23 protein-coding genes are annotated in these 21610 nt (G+C 30.0%); 12 read left to right on the top strand and 11 right to left on the bottom strand.

All coding sequences use genetic code 11. The features are described 5' to 3' along the window. Positions 1-39: 39 nt before the first annotated feature. The 5 genes from MHN29_RS01340 to MHN29_RS01360 form a co-directional block, all read right to left on the bottom strand. A complete protein-coding gene (locus MHN29_RS01340; protein WP_235273402.1) occupies positions 40-504 on the bottom strand; it encodes a hypothetical protein in 465 nt (154 codons plus the stop codon). Between the two features lie 18 nt (positions 505-522). Continuing rightward, positions 523-918: a DUF1842 domain-containing protein gene (locus MHN29_RS01345; protein WP_235273401.1), complete on the bottom strand. Its 396-nt coding sequence runs from the start codon at positions 916-918 to the stop codon at positions 523-525. Positions 919-1256: 338 nt separating this feature from the next. Beyond that, positions 1257-2003 carry a LytTR family DNA-binding domain-containing protein gene (locus MHN29_RS01350; protein ID WP_150900092.1) on the bottom strand — a complete coding sequence of 249 codons (747 nt, stop codon included), beginning with the start codon at positions 2001-2003 and terminating at the stop codon, positions 1257-1259. Then, positions 1996-3717 (bottom strand): tetratricopeptide repeat-containing sensor histidine kinase, encoded by a 1722-nt coding sequence (locus MHN29_RS01355; RefSeq protein ID WP_235273400.1) that lies wholly within the window; start codon positions 3715-3717, stop codon positions 1996-1998. Before MHN29_RS01355 ends, MHN29_RS01350 begins: the two co-directional genes overlap by 8 nt. 75 nt (positions 3718-3792) lie before the next feature. Continuing rightward, complete coding sequence (locus MHN29_RS01360) at positions 3793-4125, bottom strand: hypothetical protein (RefSeq protein WP_235273399.1); 333 nt, start codon at positions 4123-4125, stop codon at positions 3793-3795. Between the two features lie 265 nt (positions 4126-4390). On the opposite strand from MHN29_RS01360, the gene ruvC reads away from it, so the two are divergent. From ruvC to rlmN, 11 genes are all read left to right on the top strand, one after another. Continuing rightward, entirely contained in the window at positions 4391-4942 is a 552-nt protein-coding gene (gene ruvC, locus MHN29_RS01365; protein WP_235273398.1) for a crossover junction endodeoxyribonuclease RuvC, read from the top strand. 41 nt (positions 4943-4983) lie between these two features. Next, positions 4984-5343, top strand: a complete 360-nt coding sequence (locus MHN29_RS01370; RefSeq protein ID WP_235273397.1) for a four helix bundle protein — start codon at positions 4984-4986, stop codon at positions 5341-5343. A gap of 89 nt (positions 5344-5432) precedes the next feature. Then, positions 5433-6545, top strand: a complete 1113-nt coding sequence (hemW, locus tag MHN29_RS01375) for a radical SAM family heme chaperone HemW (protein ID WP_235273395.1) — start codon at positions 5433-5435, stop codon at positions 6543-6545. Between the two features lie 10 nt (positions 6546-6555). Continuing rightward, a complete protein-coding gene (locus tag MHN29_RS01380) occupies positions 6556-7308 on the top strand; it encodes a cyclase family protein (RefSeq protein WP_235273394.1) in 753 nt (250 codons plus the stop codon). A 1343-nt stretch (positions 7309-8651) separates the two neighbouring features. After that, on the top strand, positions 8652-9887 hold the full coding sequence (locus MHN29_RS01385; RefSeq protein ID WP_235273393.1) for an MFS transporter: 1236 nt from the start codon (positions 8652-8654) through the stop codon (positions 9885-9887). Continuing rightward, positions 9853-10233, top strand: coding sequence for a VOC family protein (locus tag MHN29_RS01390; protein ID WP_235273392.1), 381 nt, complete (start codon positions 9853-9855; stop codon positions 10231-10233). The genes MHN29_RS01385 and MHN29_RS01390 overlap by 35 nt, the downstream gene beginning before the upstream one ends. Positions 10234-10279: 46 nt before the next feature. After that, positions 10280-10606 (top strand): nucleotide pyrophosphohydrolase, encoded by a 327-nt coding sequence (locus tag MHN29_RS01395; protein ID WP_086031186.1) that lies wholly within the window; start codon positions 10280-10282, stop codon positions 10604-10606. Next, on the top strand, positions 10607-10855 hold the full coding sequence (locus MHN29_RS01400) for a hypothetical protein (RefSeq protein WP_235273391.1): 249 nt from the start codon (positions 10607-10609) through the stop codon (positions 10853-10855). A 5-nt stretch (positions 10856-10860) separates the two neighbouring features. Continuing rightward, positions 10861-12093, top strand: coding sequence for a 3-phosphoshikimate 1-carboxyvinyltransferase (locus tag MHN29_RS01405; protein WP_235273390.1), 1233 nt, complete (start codon positions 10861-10863; stop codon positions 12091-12093). 67 nt (positions 12094-12160) lie between these two features. Beyond that, a complete protein-coding gene (gene queA, locus MHN29_RS01410) occupies positions 12161-13210 on the top strand; it encodes a tRNA preQ1(34) S-adenosylmethionine ribosyltransferase-isomerase QueA (RefSeq protein ID WP_150900102.1) in 1050 nt (349 codons plus the stop codon). A 70-nt stretch (positions 13211-13280) separates the two neighbouring features. Continuing rightward, entirely contained in the window at positions 13281-14321 is a 1041-nt protein-coding gene (rlmN, locus tag MHN29_RS01415) for a 23S rRNA (adenine(2503)-C(2))-methyltransferase RlmN (protein WP_235273389.1), read from the top strand. 4 nt (positions 14322-14325) lie between these two features. Here rlmN and MHN29_RS01420 read toward each other — a convergent pair whose 3' ends face one another. Further along, positions 14326-14889, bottom strand: a complete 564-nt coding sequence (locus tag MHN29_RS01420) for a hypothetical protein (RefSeq protein WP_235273387.1) — start codon at positions 14887-14889, stop codon at positions 14326-14328. A gap of 62 nt (positions 14890-14951) precedes the next feature. On the opposite strand from MHN29_RS01420, the gene MHN29_RS01425 reads away from it, so the two are divergent. Continuing rightward, positions 14952-15929, top strand: a complete 978-nt coding sequence (locus tag MHN29_RS01425) for a polyprenyl synthetase family protein (protein ID WP_235273386.1) — start codon at positions 14952-14954, stop codon at positions 15927-15929. 38 nt (positions 15930-15967) lie between these two features. Here MHN29_RS01425 and MHN29_RS01430 read toward each other — a convergent pair whose 3' ends face one another. The 5 genes from MHN29_RS01430 to MHN29_RS01450 form a co-directional block, all read right to left on the bottom strand. Further along, positions 15968-18310, bottom strand: a complete 2343-nt coding sequence (locus MHN29_RS01430; protein WP_235273384.1) for a hypothetical protein — start codon at positions 18308-18310, stop codon at positions 15968-15970. Positions 18311-18405: 95 nt separating this feature from the next. Further along, positions 18406-20040, bottom strand: a complete 1635-nt coding sequence (gene groL / locus MHN29_RS01435; protein ID WP_150900106.1) for a chaperonin GroEL — start codon at positions 20038-20040, stop codon at positions 18406-18408. A gap of 36 nt (positions 20041-20076) precedes the next feature. Beyond that, positions 20077-20352, bottom strand: a complete 276-nt coding sequence (groES, locus tag MHN29_RS01440) for a co-chaperone GroES (protein WP_150900107.1) — start codon at positions 20350-20352, stop codon at positions 20077-20079. Positions 20353-20520: 168 nt separating this feature from the next. Further along, positions 20521-20862, bottom strand: a complete 342-nt coding sequence (gene secG, locus MHN29_RS01445) for a preprotein translocase subunit SecG (RefSeq protein WP_150900108.1) — start codon at positions 20860-20862, stop codon at positions 20521-20523. Continuing rightward, the gene (locus MHN29_RS01450) at positions 20862-21608 is read right to left on the bottom strand and encodes a hypothetical protein (protein WP_235273383.1); all 747 of its coding nucleotides are present in this window, start codon (positions 21606-21608) and stop codon (positions 20862-20864) included. Before MHN29_RS01450 ends, secG begins: the two co-directional genes overlap by 1 nt. Between the last annotated feature and the right edge of the window lie 2 nt (positions 21609-21610).

The raw sequence follows: 21610 nt of genomic DNA on the forward strand, positions 1-21610 counted from the left end.
AGTAAGCTCTATTAAAGTAACATAGAGCTTACTTTGAAATTATACAGTGGCTTCGTTACCGTGTAATCTTGGGTTTAATACACCAGCTGTTATAGTATAGATAGGTCCATTTGGTCCTTCTTGAGCAAAACCGAAAATCCCGTTTGCACCTTCTTGATATATTTGGTTTTCTCTTTCTTCAAAAGGAACAGAAGCCCATTTTTTTACATCAGATTCAGAAACTGTAATTGTTTTGCTAGGATACGAAGCATCAGAAGGGCAGAAAATTTCTATAGAAAAACTTCCTTCTAAACCATTTTCAGGAACTAAAAACCATGTAGGTGTTGGTCCTGATCCATTTTGTCCTGGAGGAACTGGTAAATGAATGTTTTCATTTACAGCAGATGATCCTTTGCGAAGTGTTCCATTACAAACCCCTATGATTTTGCAGTATAATTTAGCGCCATCATTAGCTCCAGGATCATTCTGACTTAAAGCCGATAGTTGAAAAACGTTGTTAGACATAGTTATTGAGGTTTTAAATTATAAATTGAAAATATGTCCATTAACAGGTACTTTTTCCTCATGTTTACCTTGGAAAGTAAATCCACCTTCACCATTCCAATCAGCTTTTAAAGCCATGTTTGCTTCGAAAGGAAATTGTAATGGAGTTAATTTGTTGTTAGAAGGAATACTTCCTTTTAAACTTAATACTCTTACAATATCTCCCAACCCAGTTGAGTATACTGTTCCACTTACTTTTCCAGTATAGCTTTTTTTATCAGTACCTACATTAATGGTAACTGTTCCACTAACTGTATGGTTTTCTGGGTGTACTAATAATGAAAAGTTTACGATAGTTGCTAAAAGATTAGGAGCAAAGCCCATAGTTCCTTTAAAATATATTGTTTCTACTGCTGTATCTACTGTTGTTGACATAATTAATAAGATTAGTTTTCCTACTCATAAGGCTTTTCGGATTCCGCCTCGTTTTTTTTAATGGTGACTGCTCCATTTTAGTCTAAGTTTAGTTAGTTGTTAAATAGTAAAGTGTAGTAGTTATAGTATGTACCGAAAACACGGTTGGGTTTCTACACTTGTTAGTATTTAAGAACAGTGAAATAATTTGTGCTAGCGCTTTATTTCTGACCTAAAATTAGATTAGAAGTAGAGGTGAGCGGAAAAAAATGGCACAAGCGAGTATATTTTTTCCATAAAAACAGAAAAAAATAGTAGGAAGATTTTATTTAAGTAATCTGATATGTGTTGTGTTTGAGTTACTTAAGTGTGCGTACCTTTTTAATTATATCTTTATAACGTTCGCTTAAGGTAGCTTTCTTATTTCCAGTAAGTAAGATTAAATTATCAGCAGGAATAATCTCAGTAATGTGTTTGGTGTTTACTATAAAGTTTCGATGTGTTCTTTGGAAAATAGGATTGTTTAGTAGTTGAAGAATTTTAGTTAATGAAATAAGAATAACAAACTTTTCTTTTTCCGTAACAATATTGCAGTATTTTTCTTCAACATCGATATAAACAATATCAGTAATTAATACTTTTTTTAGCGATTTTCCTTTTTTAATAAATAAATGATCTTCACTAATTACCGTATCTTCTTCATCACTTAAAAAGACATCGTTTTGTGCATAAAACTTTTCAACGGCCATTTCTATGGCGTATAAAACTTCTAATTCGTTAAAAGGTTTCATTAAAAAGCTAAACGGTTGAGTTAGCTTAGCTCTTTCAAAAATACTTCGGTCTCTTGAACTTGTTAAAAACACAAATGGCTTAGAAGAATTAGGTACAGCATTGATGGTTTCGGCAAAGGTAATTCCATCAGGAGAACCGTTTAAAAAAATATCGATAATAACAATGTCAACATCAATTTTATAAAATTGATCTAAAGCATCTTTAAAGTTTCTAGCAATTCCAGTAACCGTATAATTGTTGTCTTCAAGAACTTGAATTAGACGATCACTTTCAGCAGGAGTATCTTCTATAATAAAAACATTCACATTATTCATTCGAAGGATTTTTAGGTAAAGATACAATCATTTTAGTACCTTTTCCTAATTCACTTTCAATATCAAATTTTCCATTGTTTTTTCGAATCATCGATTTACATAATTGCAAGCCTAAACCAGTACCAATTACATCTTCGTGCTCTTTTTTATGTAAAAGCGCTGTGTCTTTTAATAACTCTAAACGTGTAGCTTCACTCATTCCTAAACCTGTGTCTTCAATAATTAAATCGCAAAAATCATCAGAAGAGTTTTGAGAATATATTTTAATACTACCGTTAGGTTTAGAAAACTTAATAGCATTGTCTAATAGATTACGTAACACAATTTTTAATGATTCCTGATCGGCAAAAACAATATCTTTTTTAGAAACGGTGTTTTCTAAACTCAACTCCTTTTCTAGTAATAAAGGTTGGTAGTTGTAAGATACTTGTTCTGTAATAAAAAATAAACGCAGTGAACTAATACTAAAGTAACCTTGGTTGGTTTGTAATAAAGCCCAATTTAAAAGATTGTCTAAAAGACCGTAAGCACCATTAACAATGGCACTGTTTTTTTGAAGTAAGTTACGTAGTGCACTTAAATTATTACTGTCTAAATTTTTAACTAAAGAACCATTACTGGTTTTTAAAGCATTAACAGAAGAACGTAAATCGTGGCTTACAATAGAAAAAAGTTTGTCTTTAGTAGCGTTTAAGGCATCAAGGTTTTCTTTTTGATTAGCAATAATCTTATTTCGTTTTACTTTTTCTCTATAGAAGTAAAGACTAACGCCTAAAAGAATAAATAAGCCAATAGCAGCATATAAAAAGATAGTACGTTGAGTTTCTTTTAATTCATTTTGAACTTGTAAAATATCAACCTCATTTTGTTTTTGTTTTACAGCAAACTCTTTTTCTTTTTGAGCTACTGCATAAATTTTGTTTTGATCATTTAGAGAGTCTTTCCATTGTTGAGCTTCTTTTCTATAAGTTAAAGATTTTTTAAAATCTTTACGGTTTTCTTCAACAACAGACATGTTTATAGCTGCAAGATTTTTTACATTGAAATCTTTACAGTTTTTAGATAAATTATAGGCTTTTAAAAAATAAGGAATGGCTAAATCATCTTTGTAAAGATTGTAGTATAAGTTTGCAATATTAGAATAACTCTCAATTATTTGAATAGTATCTTTTGTGTTCTGATAACTTTTTTTAAAATAGTTTTCAGATTTGTCGTATTGTTTTAAGTATAGATAACAGATTCCAAGGTTTCTTAAGACGGTGTTTTTATCAATGTATTTTAATTTTTTTAAAGATAGTTTAGAAAGAGGTATAAGATGTTTAATAGCTTCTTCATATTTTTCTGCTTGAATATTTGAGTAGGCTAAGTAGGATTCTTTTACGTTGTTAAATTTGAAGTTGTTAGAAACTAATAATAGGTGTTTGATAGCTTCTTCATGAACAGCTTTATTACTAAAACTAACTCCTCTAAAATAATTACAAAGTTCTATAAGTTTATCATTTTTATTATCTTTATTTAACTGTCTTTGGGTATAGATTAAAGTGGAGTCCCATTCTTTTTTTGAAAAGAATACAGCTGCTTTTTTTAATTCCGTAGCAGATTTAAACTGAGATGAATATTCAAGTACTTTTGCATATAAAAGACTATCTTTTTTTTGAGAAAAAGCAAGTTGAGTAATAAAAATAGAAAAGAGTAGAAGTAATTTATAATTCATTTTAATGAAATAAAAAATTATTTCCACAATGTAAAAAATGTTCTGTAGTTATACAGAACATTTTAAATGTTTTTATTATTTAATTTCAACAGGAGGTTTGCTTACAATTACTTTGGTACCTCTAGGAGTAGTAGGGTCTCCTATTACATCGGTAGTTATATCTGAACTTGCCCATACCCATAAGTCACTAGGATCTCCAGTATGAGTAAATTCTATGGGACTATTTTTTTGTGAAGAAGGGATTGTTATTTCAATAGCATTACCATTATATTGAGGATTATCAGGGTCATTTGCTAATTGAAAATCAAAGCTTCCAGAGCTATATTTTCCAGTAAGGGTATAAGTTGAGTTGCTATTTTCGATTGCACTTAAAGTTATTTGAACTCCTTTTACAGTTAATGTTGCCATAATAGTTAATTTTAGATTGGTTAATAATATTTTATTGTTTCTTTTTTCAAATAAACAATAAAATATTAAGCTGTTAGAAAAAAAAGGAATAAGATGGAGATTTATAGGAACAAGAATTGTTTTTTAAAGAACAAAATATAGAGGACTTGTCATAGGAGGTTTTTAATTAAAAAGAGAAAGTAAATTATACTAATCGATATTAGAATACTGAGGTTTATAAACGATATTAAATGATTAGTTTTGTATTTATAGAAAGTAAGCGTTTTTGAAGACAGAAAAAATAATATTAGGTATCGACCCAGGAACTAGTATCATGGGGTTTGGAATTATAAAAGTGATTGGTAAAAAGATGGAATTTGTTCAAATGAACGAATTACTTTTAAAAAAATATGACGATCATTATTTAAAACTAAAACTCATTTTTGAACGTACTATTGAACTAATAGACACTTATAATCCAGATGAGATAGCTTTAGAAGCTCCGTTTTTTGGAAAAAACGTACAATCTATGTTAAAGCTAGGTAGAGCGCAAGGAGTAGCAATGGCAGCAGGATTGTCAAGGCAAATTCCAGTTACAGAGTATGCACCTAAGAAAATTAAAATGGCTATTACTGGAAAAGGAACTTCAAGTAAAGAACAAGTAGCAATGATGCTAAAGTCTTTATTAAACTTAAAAGAGCTACCAAAAAACTTAGATGCTACCGATGGTTTGGCAGCAGCTGTTTGTCATTATTATAATTCTGGACAAAAAATAGGCGGTAAAAACTATACTGGTTGGGCAGCCTTTGTTAAGCAGAATCCGAAAAAGGTCAATTAACATTGATCAGTGATCAATAAACAATTACCAACAATAATGTTATGAAATTAGAAAATAACCCACTTCAAAACAAGTCGTATGATTTTGCTCTTTTAATTGTTAAATTAGGTAAAAGATTAACGAAAGAAAACAAAGAGTTCATATTGTCAAAGCAAATTGTTAGAAGTGGAACATCGGTAGGAGCTAATATTGTTGAAGCAAATGGAGCAATATCAAAAGCAGATTTTTCTGCCAAAATTTCAATAGCTTATAAAGAATGCTTGGAAACAAAATATTGGCTATCCTTGTTAAAAGATAGTGGTGATTTAGATATGGTTAGTTTTAATGAATTATTTGATAAAGCCGATGAAATTTCAAAAATTCTTTTCTCAATTTTAAAAACTACAAGAATAAATAAGTAACCTAGATAACTGATAACTGATAACTGATAACTGATAACTGATAACTGATAACTGATAACTGATAACTGATAACTGATAACTGAAAAATTTTGGCAGGAATTTACCTACATATCCCATTTTGCAAGCAAGCGTGTTATTATTGCGATTTTCATTTTTCTACATCATTAAAGAGAAAAGAAGAGCTAATTGTTTGTATGGTAAAAGAATTGGAACTTCGGAAAGGAGAGTTGAATAATGAAACAATAGAGACGATCTATTTTGGAGGAGGAACACCAAGTTTGTTATCAGCCAAAGAAATAACATTATTATTAGATACGATATATCAGAATTATCAAGTAATTGAGCAGCCAGAAATTACGTTAGAAGCGAATCCTGATGATTTATCAGAAGAGAAAATCTTAGAATTAGCAGAATCTCCAGTAAATAGATTAAGTATAGGTGTACAATCTTTTTTTGAGGAAGATTTAAAGAGTATGAATCGAGCACATAATGCAGAGGAAGCAAAGAACTGTCTATCTCTAGCGACTCGCTATTTTGATAATATTACCATTGATTTAATTTACGGAGTTCCAAATATGACAAACGAGCGCTGGAAAGAAAATTTACAAATAGCCTTCGATTTTGGAATTAGTCATATTTCTAGTTATGCTTTAACAGTAGAACCCAAAACAGTATTGGATACATTTGTAAAGAACGGGAAATATCCAGAACCAGATGAGGTAGAAGCTAAAGCGCATTTTGATATTTTAATGGAAGAAACCGCTAAAAACGGATTTGTACATTATGAAATTTCTAATTTTGGGAAACCAGATTATTTTTCAAAACACAATACTTCTTATTGGTTAGGAAAAAAGTATATAGGAGTAGGACCTTCAGCGCATTCATTTAATAAAACCCATAGAAGCTGGAATATTTCTAATAATGCTAAATATATAAAAACACTTGAATTAGGTAATTTGCCTAATGAAATAGAAGAGTTAACTGAAGAAGATAGATTTAATGAATATTTAATGACAGGACTACGAACCATTTGGGGTGTGTCTTTAGATAAAATAAACCCTATTTTTAGAGAAAGTTTATTAGCTTCTTCGAAAAAGTTTATAGAACAAGGATTGTTAACAATAGAAGAGGATACATTAAAAACAACTTCTAAAGGAAAGTTTTTAGCAGACGGATTGGCTTCCGAATTGTTTATAGTTTAAAAGCATAAGTATGATTGCAGAAATACAACACAAAACAGGAAAATATAAAATAGATTTCTCAAAACCATTAGATATATCTATTTCTGTAGATTTAGCTAAGCAAAATATTAATGCATGGTATTTAGAAGATCCAGAAATTTCACCTGTTCAATCAGGAGACTGGGTAGGAAGTGTTGCACAAGGAGCTGATGTTAATTTTAATACTATAGTATTTAATCCACATGCACATATTACTCATACCGAATGTGTTGGTCATATTACAAAAGAAGTACATTCAGTAAATAAAAACTTAAAAGAGTTTTTTTATTTAGCAGAAGTTGTGACTATACAACCAGTGTTACAAGCAGATGAAGATTTGTTAATTACCAAAGAGCAATTGCAAGAAGTATTAGGAAACAAAGAAAGAGAAGCAATTGTAATTAGAACAATACCAAATTTATTAGATAAAAAGTCGAAACGCTATTCAAATACAAATCCACCATATTTAGCAGAAGAGGCAGCAGAATACTTAAAAGAAAAGGGTATAGAACATTTGTTGATAGATTTACCTTCGGTAGATAAAGAAAAAGATGAAGGGAAATTGTTAGCACATAATGCGTTTTGGAATACAAAAGGAGAGCTAAGAATGGGAGCAACAATTACAGAGTTCATTTTTGTTGCTAATGAAATAAAGGATGGTATTTATTTCTTAAACTTAATGATTGCACCTTTCGAAAACGACGCTAGTCCAAGCAAGCCTATTTTGTATAAAATTGAAAAGTAGTAGGTTTAGCGATAATAATAAAATTATATTCATATGATAACAGTTTTACGATTAATTTAAATTATTCTTTTTCTTAGTGTCTTTTATAAATGTTTCTTTTTAGGGACCTCTATCTGTTCGGCGAGATTTACTTTATGTTTCATTTACACTTCAAAGATACAACAGCATTACAATTAAAAATGTTGATTTAAGATTAAACGAGTTTTAGTATCGACGAATGGTAAGAATATATCTTTTAAGTATAATTAGGTTTCTTTGTATTAATGGAGTGAAAATCAATTTTTTTGGAAATTAGAATTGTCGCTAAATATACATGTTAATAGTATATTCTGATGATATAAGAAATTGCGTATACTTTCGGCTATAGCGAAGACAATATAAAAGAAAGGTTTTGGGATGACAGTATGGTAGACTGTATAAGCGTAGTGATTCAACAAAATAATGTTGATGTAATACTATATTTCATAGTATTATAAAATTAGTTCTTTTTCTTAATATTTTCTATAAATGTTTCTTTTTAGGGATCTCTATCTGTTCGGCGAAATTTACTTTATGTCTCATTTACACTTCAAAAATACAATAGCATTACAGTAAAAAAGTTGAATGCACGATAAAAAGTACTATAGTATCGATGAATGGTTTGAATGTGTCTTTTAAGCATTTCGATTAAATGCACGGAGCTGAAATTAAATGTCTGTTAATAAAATACGGCAAAGTATTGGTCAATTTAATTATAGCTCCGTATGGAAAAGTTGCTAGTTGAAGCGAATTGGTTTTTATAAAATCGTATAGTAGTAGGTTTGGCGATTTGATAAAATGATATTCATACAATAAGGGTTTTAATATTTTGTGTTGTTTACTTTTTCTAGTTATTTATAAATGTTTCTTTTTAGGGATCTCTATCTGTTTGGCGAGATTTACTTTATGTTTCATTTACACTTCAAAGATATTACAACATTGAAATAGAAAAGATGAATATAGGTTTAGAAGAGTTTTAGTATCGACGAATGGTATAAATGTATCTTCAAAGTAGATATAGACAATTAAATGAGTTAAGTTCAAAGTTTGGTTATGAATAGTTTAGAATGAATATAAAAACGAACTTTAAAATGTTTTTTGTAAAACCTATTTCTTTTTTTTATAGTTTTACAGCTCAATTAATAAATAAAATGACAAATTTTAATACATATAAGCAGTGTAAGTCTACCGTGAGATACGGAAGATATCGGGCTATTTATGTATTATGATTATTTAAATATAAAATATATCAATTGTAAAAAGTCCGACTTCATAGTCGGACTTTTTATTTTTAAACAAACCACTAACAACTAAACCACAATACTATGAAAAAACTTTATTTTAATTATTTGAACACTTTTAAAGGCCTCTCTACCGAAGTTTGGTGGCTGTCTTTAATAACCTTAATAAACAGAGCAGGTACTATGGTAATTCCTTTTTTATCATTGTATTTGAACAAAAGCCTAAATTTTAACTTTAATGAAGTTGGTTGGATTTTATCAATTTATGGAGTAGGGTCAGTTGCAGGATCTTGGCTAGGAGGAAAGTTAACAGATAAAATAGGCTTTTATAAGGTGATGAAAGTAAGCTTGTTTTTAACAGGCGTGTTGTTTATTGCTCTGCAATTTGTAACAACGTTTATTGGATTTGGTATAGGAATCTTTCTAGTAATGCTAGTGGCCGATACTTTTAGGCCAGCTATGTTTGTTGCGTTGAGTGCTTATAGTAAACCAGAAAATAAAACACGTTCGGTAACCTTAATTCGTTTGGCGATTAATTTAGGATTCTCTGCAGGTCCAGCAGTTGGAGGTCTTATTATAACTTCTTTAGGGTATAATGGGCTATTTTGGATAGATGGAGTTACTTGTATTTTAGCAACTATATTATTGGTAAATGTTTTAAATCCAAAGAAATCCAAAGTAGTAGATGAGGTAAAAGTAGAAAATCCTGTTTCAGTTTTTTCTGATAAAGCCTTTTGGATCTTTTTTGTAGCAATGTTTGTATTCGGTTTTATATTCTTGCAATATTTTTCTACAATGCCATTGTATTATAAAGATGCACATCATTTGTCAGAATTACAAATTGGGTTACTTATGGGAATGAATGGTTTCTTAATTTTTGTACTAGAAATGCCATTAATTAAATGGTTGGAAGAAAGTAAATATTCGAAAGAGTTTTTAATGTTTTTTGGTTTACTTCTAACAGGATTAAGCTTCTTAGTTTTAAACCTAACAGGTTGGGTAGGTGTCTTAATTATAGGAATGTTGCTAATGACTGTTGGGGAGATGATTGCTTTTCCATTTTCAAATGCTTTTGTAATGGAAAGAGCAAAAAAAGGAAATCAAGGGCAATACATGGCATACTATAGCATTGCTTTTTCAGCATCTCACATATTTGCTCATAACACAGGTCTACAGCTAATAAGTAGAAATGGTTTTGACAGTACTTGGAATGTTATGGCAGGATTATCTTCAATAGGTGTATTTGCTCTTTTAATATTAATACGTGTAATTAAAAAGGAAAAAAATGAACTTAAATCAAGTAACCCTGCCCTCAGTTAATGTTGAGAAATCCACAGCGTTTTATATAAAACTAGGCTTGCATCTAATTGTAGATGCAAGACCTAGATATGTTCGTTTTGAAGTTCCAGATGGAGATAGCACATTTTCAATACATCAAGTAGAGTCTATGCCTAAAGGAGAAGGTGTAGTATTGTATTTTGAAGATGAAAATTTAGATGAGCTAGTAAAAGAGCTTCAAAATAAAGGAATAGAGTTTTTACAATTACCTAAAGACCAAACATGGCTATGGAGAGAAGCACATTTATTAGATCCAGATGGAAACAAATTAATATTATTTAAAGCAGGAGAGAATAGAAAAAATCCGCCATGGAGAATTGATAAGTAAGAAGAAATTTTATATTTGATTTTTTAAAAAAGTTAAAACAAAACAAATGAATATACAAGACGCTCAAAAACAAGTTGATGATTGGATTAAAAACCATGGTGTTCGTTATTTTAACGAGTTAACTAATATGGCTCAATTAACAGAAGAGGTAGGAGAAGTAGCAAGAATAATTGCGCGTCGTTATGGCGAACAAAGTGAAAAAGAGAGCGATAAAAATAAAGATTTAGGTGAAGAATTAGCAGATGTAATGTTTGTAGTTTTATGTTTAGCAAATCAAACAGGAGTTAATTTACAAGAGGCTTTTGATAAGAAGTTAGATATTAAAACAAAACGCGATCACGATCGTCATCATAACAATGAAAAATTAAAATAAATGAGTTTCGGTAAAAACATACAAAAGAGAATTTTTTGGATTAACGTTTTAAAGGTAAGTATACCGTTTTTAATTTTTGTAACCCTATTTTCATTATTGGTAAACAGTGGAAAAGCGTTGTTTACAGGAGATTTTGAAAAGGTAAATACAATTAACTTTTCAGAAAAAAAATGGGTTCGTTTTTGGCTTACCAAAGTTACAGTTAGCGTGTTGTATGGTATGTATATAGTGAATAAAAAAATGAAATAATTTGTATGAATTTACATCTTAAAACCAAAGAGAATAAAAAAATAGCTTCAGAGATAACAATTTCAGGTTCAAAAAGTGAGTCAAACAGATTGTTAATTTTACAACAGTTATTTCCAAGCATTAGTATAGATAATTTATCAGATTCAGATGATACACATCATTTACAAGAAGCATTATCTTCTACTAATGAAATAGCAGATATAGGACACGCAGGAACTGCCATGCGATTTTTAACAGCTTTCTTTTCAACTCAAGAAGGGAGTGTGAAAATTTTGCAAGGGTCGGAAAGAATGCACAATCGTCCAATAGAAATATTAGTTGATGCACTTCGTAGTTTAGGAGCAGAAATTCAATATTTAGAAAAGGAAGGGTATCCACCTATAAGAATTACAGGAAAAAAGTTGGCTAAAGACAAGGTCTCTATAAACGGAAATGTAAGTAGTCAATATATTTCAGCTTTAATGCTAATAGCTTCAAGTTTAGAGAATGGATTAGAAATTCAATTAGAAGGCAAAATAACTTCAGTTCCTTATATAAAAATGACTTTAGCTTTGTTACACCAAATAGGAATTGTAGCAAGCTTTGAAGGAAACATTATTAGTGTAGAGCCTAAAAAAGATATTCAATCAAAAAATATTACGGTTGAATCAGACTGGAGTTCAGCATCTTATTTTTATTCTTTAATAGCCTTGAGTGAAATAGGTTCATCAGTAAAGTTATCAGCATATAAACAAGATAGTTTGCAAGGAGATAGTTGTTTAGCTAGAATTTATAAGCATTTTGGTGTTGCAACTAAATTTGAAGAGAACTCAATAACTTTAACCAAAGAAAGAAAGCATAACACAGAAGTATTAGTTGAAGATTTAAAAAATGCTCCAGACATAGCTCAAACCATAGCGGTAACAAGTTTCGGGTTAGGAGTAGCTTGTGAATTAACAGGATTACATACTTTAAAAATAAAAGAAACAGATCGATTAGAAGCCTTAAGAGAAGAGTTAACAAATTTAGGAGCAGAAATTGAGGTAACTAATGAAAGTTTACACTTAAAAGCATCAGAAAAAATAAATGAGGATGTTTCAATAGCAACTTATAACGATCATAGAATGGCAATGGCATTTGCTCCATTAGCATTTAAAGTACCAATAACTATTTTAGAAGCAGAAGTAGTAACAAAGTCATATAGAAACTTTTGGAATGATATGAGAGAGATAGGTATTGAAACCAAAGATGTAAAATAAACAGCGAATCACTTGACAAGGCCTATGTCGAAATTGTATATTTGCCCACGTTTAGAAAATATTATCAATGAAATTATCAAATTTTAATTTTGACCTGCCAGAAGAATTATTGGCAGAGTACCCTTCAGAGCATAGAGATGAATCACGTTTAATGGTATTACATAGAGATACTCAAAAGATTGAACACAGACAGTTCAAAGACTTAATCGAGTATTTTGATGAAGGAGATGTAATGATGTTAAACAATACAAAGGTTTTTCCAGCTCGTATGTACGGGAACAAAGAAAAAACTGGAGCTCGTATTGAAGTATTTTTATTACGTGAGTTAAATGCTGAAAATCGTTTATGGGATGTATTAGTTGATCCAGCTAGAAAAATTAGAATAGGAAATAAGTTATTCTTTGGTGATGATGAAAGTTTAGTAGCTGAAGTTATTGATAATACAACATCTAGAGGAAGAACATTACGTTTCTTGTTTGATGGACCATATGAAGAGTTTAGAGAAAAGTTAGTTAAGTTAGGTGAAACACCATTACCAAAATATATTAAGCGTGAGGTAGAACCATCTGATGAAGATCGTTACCAAACAATTTTTGCAAAGCACGAAGGAGCTGTTGCAGCACCAACTGCAGGATTACACTTTTCTAAACACTTAATGAAAAGATTAGAAATTAAAGGTATTGATTTTGCTGAGACTACATTACACGTAGGATTAGGTACTTTTAATCCAGTAGAGGTTGAAGATTTATCTAAACACAAAATGGATTCTGAGAAGATTATTGTACCTCAGAGTAGTGCAGACATAGTAAACAATGCTATGGAAAATAAAAGAAGAGTTTGTGCAGTTGGAACTACTGTAATGAGAACAATAGAGTCTTCTGTATCTTCTAAAAAGAAATTAAATCCATATGAAGGATGGACTAATAAATTTATTTTTCCTCCTTATGATTTTAGTATTGCAAACTGTATGATTACAAACTTCCATACACCAAAATCAACATTATTAATGATGGTTTCTGCATTTGCAGGCCATGATTTTATGATGGAAGCTTACCAAGAAGCAATTAAAGAAAAATACAAGTTTTACTCGTACGGAGATGCGATGTTAATTTTGTAAGAGCAAAGAATAAAATGAAAAACAAAGCCTCACAAGACTACTTGTGAGGTTTTGTGTATTTTTGTACCCGATGAAAGTGAAGAAAAAAGACATACGCGCATTAACAAAAGACCAGCTTCGCGATTTTTTTGTGAATAACGGAGATAAAGCATTTAGAGGAAATCAAGTGTATGAATGGTTGTGGAGTAAATCTGCACATACATTTGAAGATATGACAAACCTATCTAAAGGAACACGTCAAATGCTTAATGAGAATTTTGTAATCAATCATATAGAGGTTGATGACATGCAGCGTAGTAAGGATGGTACAGTAAAAAATGCAGTACGATTGCATGATGGACTTGTCGTAGAGTCGGTTTTAATTCCTACAAAAACAAGAACTACAGCATGTGTTTCAAGTCAAGTAGGTTGTAGTTTAGATTGTAAATTTTGTGCTACAGCACGCTTAAAAAGAATGCGAAACTTAAATCCAGATGAGATTTATGATCAAGTAGCAGCCATCAATAAAGAAAGTTTGTTGTACTACAATAGAAAGCTTTCTAATATTGTTTTTATGGGAATGGGAGAGCCATTAATGAATTACAATAATGTAATTAAGTCAATAGAGAAAATAACATCCCCAGAAGGTTTAGGGATGTCTCCTAAGCGAATTACACTATCAACTTCAGGAATTCCTAAGATGATAAAAAAAATGGCTGATGATGAGGTGAAGTTTAACTTAGCTGTTTCGTTACACTCAGCCATAGATGAGGTACGTACTTCGATTATGCCTTTTAACACAACTTTCCCTTTAAAAGATTTAAAAGAGGCTTTAGAGTATTGGTACGAGAAAACTCAAAGAAAAATTACCTACGAGTATGTTGTTTGGGGAGGTATTAATGATAGAAAAGAAGATATTGAAGCCTTAATTAAGTTTTGTAAGCATGTTCCATGTAAAGTAAATTTAATTGAATATAATCCAATTGACGATGGAGAGTTTCAACAAGCAAGTCCAGAAGCAATAAACAACTATATTTCAAATTTAGAAATGCACGATATTGTTGTAAATGTTCGTAGATCTAGAGGGAAAGATATAGATGCAGCCTGTGGTCAATTAGCAAATAAATCTTAGAAACTTATTTTAAGGTGTCTTGTTTGTATAAAATAGCTTTTTGAAAAACAGTAATTGGGTACCCAAAAACTTCAGGAACTTCTTCAGAGGTTCCTCCTGATTTAACTTTGTTTTTTAGTTTGGTAAATAAAATTTCAAATTCTAATTGGTCTTTGGAAAATTTAGTACGAGAACTTAAAAGGCTTCCTTGTACTTCAAAAAAACTATGTAAAGTATTTGAATTTAAATATGTTGGAAGAATAATTCCATTGTTTTCATCTACTTCATAAATCCCTTTTTCTTTGTTTTTCTCTATTAAAAAATAATTTCTAGCTTTACCATTGTATACCAATTTATATTCGAATTTACCAACAGAATCTGTAGGCAATAAATGGTATTCCATATCAATTTCTTGCGAACCTTTCGGATTATCTATTTGCAATTTACCTTTATATATTCCTATAAAGTCATTAGGGAATATCAAAGAAGTCTTAACCGCTTTTTCAAGGTCGTAATTAGATGTTTTTTCTATTTTACAACCAATTAAAACAAATGAAAAAATAAGAGATGTTAAGATAATTTTGCGCATAATTAATTCGTTTTTTCAAAGATAAAACAATCCTAATATATTTCTTATTTTTGTTCCCCGATATGAAGCCAGTAGAGCAAATAAAACTTCCCATAGCAAAAGAAATGGAACTCTTTGAAACCAAGTTCAAAGATTCTATGTTGTCTAAAGTACCCTTATTAAATAGAATTACTTATTATATAGTCCGAAGAAAAGGAAAACAAATGCGACCAATGTTTGTTTTTTTGGTAGCAAAAATGGTTTCTAATGGAGGATTCGATGAGCGTACCTACCGAGGAGCATCTGTAGTAGAATTAATTCATACAGCAACACTAGTACATGATGATGTGGTTGATGATAGTAATAGAAGAAGAGGTTTCTTTTCAATTAATGCGCTTTGGAAAAATAAAATTGCAGTTTTAGTTGGAGACTTTTTATTATCGAAAGGATTATTATTATCGATAGATAATGAAGATTTTGATCTATTAAAACTTATTTCAATAGCAGTTAGAGAAATGAGTGAAGGAGAGCTTTTACAAATAGAAAAGGCTCGTAAATTAGATATTACCGAAGAAATTTATTTTGAGATAATTCGTCAGAAAACAGCAACTTTAATAGCAGCTTGTTGTGGTATAGGAGCAGCTTCAGTGGGGGCAAATAATGAAACAGTTCAACAAATGAGAAAATTTGGAGAGTATATTGGTATTGCTTTTCAAATTAAAGATGATTTGTTTGATTATACTGAAGACAAAATAGGGAAACCAACTGGTATAGATATTAAAGAGCAAAAAATGACACTTCCATTAATTTATACGTTAAATAACTGCTCACAAAAAGAAAAATCTTGGTTAATTAATTCAGTAAAAAAACATAACACTAACAAAAAACGTGTTAAAGAAGTTATTGCTTTTGTAAAAGAAAATGGTGGTTTAGAATATACTATAACCAAAATGCATGACTATAAAAATAAGGCATTAGCGATACTTGATAATTTTCCAGAGTCCGAGTACAAAAGATCATTACTACAGATGATAGATTATGTTGTAGAAAGAAAGATATAAAAGAAAAGCCTGATTGTAGTCAGGCTTTTTTATTAAACTTATTTTTTTAAATCTATTATTTTTTCAGTTCTAATTAGTTTACCATCCTCAGATATTCCTTCAATAAACAATTTCAAGTGTTTTTGATTTAAATGATCAAACTTTAATAAGAAATTATCGTCTTTTAAATCAATATTAGGTTCCCAATAAATAGTTCCGTAGTTTTTGAATTCTTTACTTGTATTTGAACTGTATTTTGGTTGATAATATTTCTTTTGTTTGCTATATCCTAATGGAGTTGTAAATTTTGAAAATAAAGATTTACTCTTTTTTTCTTCAAAGTTTCTATTTGTAAAAAGATAAATAGTGCCTCCAAAACTCTTAGAAATAAATATTTCTTCAAAATGATCAAGAGTTAAATTAGATATAAAATCAAGTTGATTAATTAGTTGATTTTGTATAGGTTGATTGTCAAGAAAAACAGTTGTTATTACATTTCTATTGTGTTGAAAAGGTCGCCTAATTGTTACTTGACCAAAAGACTCAATAACATCAAATCCTTTTGCTCTAATAAAATCTAAGGTGTTTCTGTTTTTAAAGTGACTATCTTCAACAGAATAAGTACTTAAATCGTGATGTAAATTAAAAGGCTGATTTTTTATTCTTTTTTTACCATTAACAATAACTTCATCTAATTTTATAGTTTCTTTTAATATTGAAAAGTCACTAAAAATTAACTCGTCTTTTTCAGTGCTTTTATATAAGTTTTTAAAAGATTGATTGTTTAAGCTAAAACGTTTTGTAGGCAAAGCACGAATGTATGCTTTTACTTTTTTAAGCTTTTTATTATTTGTTATTGTAGCTAAACTGAATTTGCTTTCATCATCTAAGTAAAGATTCTTAAATTCAAATTTGTTTCCGTTTAAGTTGTTTATTTTTAGTAGGTTGTTGTCGTTAGAAGCTAAGAATATTTGATTAGTTCCTTTAGGGACTTTTGAATTAATTACCCCTTGAATAGTGATTCCTTGATCAAATTCAAAATGTTCAATAGGTGGTGAATTGAAGATCCTATGCCAATTATATTTAGACCAACCTTGAGTTAATAAAAGTAAGTCTAATTCATGAAGTTTTCTTCTGTTTATTTTCTTAAAATAATAGTTAGGATTTTCTATATCTCCTTTTATGTAAGGACGTAATAAAAATTTAGAAATTATAGAGTTTTCGGGGTTGTAACTAACTGTTTTGTCAGGTAAAATAGAAGCACTCAAAAATAGATTTCTAGTATTGTTATTTTCTTTTGAAATAGAAATTTCTAATGAGTCTTTTGTTGATTTATAACTAGTTTTAACATCAGCAAATAATGAGTTGTTATAATTAAAAAATACTCTCTCTGCTATAGGTTTGTTTTCACTGTTAAATAAAGTAATTATGTTGGTTCCAGGTTGTAGTTTTTTATTGTTTATTAAAAAAGATAGCTTCTCTATGCCTGGTCTAAATATTAATTTTCTTTTTAAGTAATGATTTGTGTTATGAATTAAGAAATAATAATTTTTGTTAGCAATATCTTGAAGTGTATTTTTATTTGTAGAAAAAACAAACTCAGTTACTTTCGTATGAGGGTTGTTTACATGTAAATTAATTCCTTTTTGTTCAATAATAGGGAACTCTTTAACAATAACCCTGTTGTTGTTTAAAGTTATTCTTGATTTATAAGAATTCTTAGGTTTTAGGAAAATGTTAACCTTTGCTAATCCAAATTTATTAGTAGAAAAAGATGTAAGTACCTTATTGTTTTCTAAAATTTCTCCTTTTTTAATTCTTACACCATTATTCATAGCATTTTTAACAATGATTCCTAAAGAATTATAAGTGTTGCTTATCAAATGTCCTCCTTCAGGTAAAAGTTGAAAATCTAAAGAGTTATCTTTTTCAGAGCTAGTAATTGGACTGTTGTTTACAATAGAAACTTCTTGTACATATGCTTCATCTTCTTTAAAGTTTTTCATGTAATTGGTAGAAGCCTTTATATAATAATTTTTATCCTTAAAAGAAGCATCTGTTTTGAAATTACCAGAAGCTATACCGTTTTTTACATATACTAATTTCTGATCTATTAATATTCCATTTTCATCAAATAATGAACAGTATAGATTAGAGGTTTCTCTATGTAATTTTTTAGAGTTTAAGTTTAAAATATAAGCTTTAAACCATATGTTTTCACCTTTTACAAAGGTTGTTTTGTTCAAGTGTAAATATGGGATTTCTCTAGATAAGTTAAAATAATCGGTATATGCTTCGTTTATTTTTTTACTTTGTTGAGCTGTTAATGTGTTGATTAATAGTAGTAAGAGTAGTAGTGGTAGATTTTTCATTGCGTTTTTTTTGTAGTGTTCTGTTTTCATATTATTCTGGTTTTAACAAAAAAATAACAAAAATCATTCCATAAAAAAACCTCGAGAAACTCTCGAGGTTTTAAAAATTTATAAAATAATGTGAATTACATCATTCCTGGCATTCCACCACCCATTGGAGGCATTCCTCCAGCTGGAGAATCTTCTTTAATATCGATTAAAGCACATTCTGTAGTTAAAATCATACCTGATACAGATGCAGCATTTTCTAAAGCAACACGTGTTACTTTTTTAGGATCTATAATTCCAGCATCTAACATATTTACATATGCTTCAGATTTAGCATCATAACCGAAGTCTTTTTCACCTTCTAAGACTTTGTTAATAACAACTGAACCTTCGCCACCAGCATTCTCTACAATTGTTCTTAAAGGAGCTTCAATTGCTTTGTTTACAATTTGTACACCAGTAGTTTCATCTAAGTTTTCAGTAGTTAAAGATTCTAATACTTTTTTAGCACGAACTAAAGCTACACCACCACCAGCAACAATACCTTCTTCTACAGCTGCACGAGTTGCGTGTAAAGCATCATCAACACGATCTTTCTTTTCTTTCATTTCTACTTCAGAAGCAGCACCAACATATAGTACAGCCACACCACCAGCTAACTTAGCTAAACGCTCTTGTAATTTTTCACGATCGTAGTCAGAAGTAGTAGTTTCAATTTGTGCTTTTATTTGGTTAACACGAGCTTTAATTTGTGTTTCATCACCAGAACCATTTACAATAGTTGTATTGTCTTTGTCAATAGTTACAGTTTCAGCAGTACCTAATAAATCTAAAGTTGCATTTTCTAAAGAGAAACCTCTTTCTTCAGAAATAACAGTTCCACCAGTTAAAATAGAAATGTCTTCTAACATTGCTTTTCTTCTATCTCCAAATCCAGGAGCTTTCACAGCTGCAATTTTTAATCCACCTCTTAATTTGTTTACTACTAAAGTAGCTAATGCTTGTCCATCAACATCTTCAGCAATAATTAATAAAGGTCTTCCTGATTGAGAAACTGGCTCTAAAATTGGAAGAATTTCTTGTAAGTTAGAAATTTTCTTATCGAATAATAAAATATATGGATTGTCTAAAGTAGCAATCATTTTGTCAGCATCAGTAACAAAGTAAGGAGATAAGTATCCTCTGTCAAATTGCATACCTTCTACAACATCAACATAAGTATCAGTTCCTTTAGCTTCTTCAACAGTAATAACACCTTCTTTACCAACTTTTTCAAAAGCTTCAGCAATTAAGTTTCCAATTACATTATCGTTGTTAGAAGAAATAGAAGCTACTTGTTGAATTTTTTCAGAAGAATCACCAACTTCTTTAGATTGCTTAGCTAAATCTTCAGTAATAGCAGTTACAGCTTTGTCAATACCACGTTTTAAATCCATTGGATTAGCTCCGGCAGCAACGTTTTTCAAACCTTCTTTTACTATAGCTTGTGCTAATACAGTAGCAGTAGTAGTTCCATCTCCAGCTAAATCGTTAGTTTTAGAAGCTACTTCTTTTACCATTTGAGCTCCCATGTTTTCTAACTCATCTTCTAACTCAACTTCTTTAGCAACAGAAACACCATCTTTAGTTACGTGAGGTGCCCCAAATGATTTAGAAATAATCACGTTACGACCTTTAGGTCCTAATGTTACTTTTACAGCGTTAGCTAATGCATCAACTCCACGTTTTAATCCGTCACGAGCCTCTACGTCAAATTTTATATCTTTTGCCATTTTGATTTAATCTTTTAGTTGTTTTATTGAATGAAATTAAATGATAGCGAAGATGTCGCTTTCTCTCATGATTAAATAATCTTTTCCTTCGTGTTTTAATTCAGTACCAGCGTACTTTCCGTATAAAACAGTATCACCAACTTTAACCGTTAAAGGTTCATCTTTAGTTCCGTTTCCAACAGCAACAACAGTTCCTTTTTGCGGTTTTTCTTTTGCGTTATCAGGAATAATAATTCCTGAAGCTGTAGTTGTTTCAGCGGCAGCTGGTTCTACAAGAACTCTGTCTGCTAAAGGTTTAATGTTTAATCCCATTTTATATAAATTATGATTAAGTATTTGTTTTTATTTTATGTTTTTGAAATAGTCAGAAATTATGCCATTAGAACTTTGCTGACATTTTTTCTAAAGAGCTTAAAATTACTATAAAAAAAATGCCAACGTGTCATTTACGTTGGCATTGTATATTTTCTTATGTTAAGATTAGTTTACGCTGTCTTTAGCCGCATCATTCGTTGCTGGCGTAGCAGGTGTAGTAGCCTCAACATTCTCTAATGTACTATCTAATTGAGGAGCATCTCCAGCATTACCTCTTGGAATAGCGAAATTAGCTAATAAGATTAATGCAAACATTGTAATCGCTAAAGTCCAAGTAGTTCTATCTAAAAAACTATTTGTGTTTTGTACTCCACCAATGTTTTGAGCACCACCACCTCCAAAAGAAGAAGATAATCCTCCACCTTTAGGATTTTGAACCATTACTATTAAGATTAATGCTATAGCAACAATCAAAATTAAAACTAAAAGTAAAGTATACGTTGTCATTATTTATTGTTTTGTAAAATTTGTATTCTTTTAATTTGGTCTGCAAAGAAACCACTTTTTTCTGGATATTTCAAACTTAATATTTTATAAGCCTGAATTGCATTATCGTATTTTTTTTGTTCAAGATAAACTTTGGCTAAAGTTTCTGTTGCTAATTGAGAGTTTTGCTTACTTTCTATAACTTTTATTTCAGAAGGATTAGCTTTGTTTGGTCGTGAAATTTTAGGAGAAGCTTTTATAAAACGATCAATAATAGCTTCATGTTCAGATTTTTCAGAAGAAATTTTCTCTTCAGAAATTGATGGAGATTCAGAACTCCTTATAATTGTTTTTTTTGAAGATAATTGAAGCCATTGATTAAATGAAAATGATTCATTTTTAGTAAAGGAAAGCGGACTTCCAATAGCTAAATTCTTCTCAATATCTGTGATTTTTTTTGTTTTTTTAGAAGGAAGTAGTTTTTCTTTTAAACTAACTTTAATTTCTTCTTTTAAATTATTTGGCTTCTGAAAAGCTTTTGAAGTTATAAAATCAAATAAAAGTGTACGATCTGTGGTATAGGCAGCTGTAACTTTTAATTCATTATTGTATTTATAGCTTTCTTGGTTTTTTAAATTTTTTAAATGTAATGCTCTTGCTGATTGAAAATAAGGAAATTCTTGGATAATATCTTTAAGCCCAGAACTAGTTTCTTGAGATACTAATTGAGGACTTTCAATAAGTTGTATGTATTTTTGTTTATCCAAAA

Source organism: Tenacibaculum sp. Cn5-46 (assembly GCF_022347705.1).
GTDB lineage: Bacteria > Bacteroidota > Bacteroidia > Flavobacteriales > Flavobacteriaceae > Polaribacter > Polaribacter aiptasiae.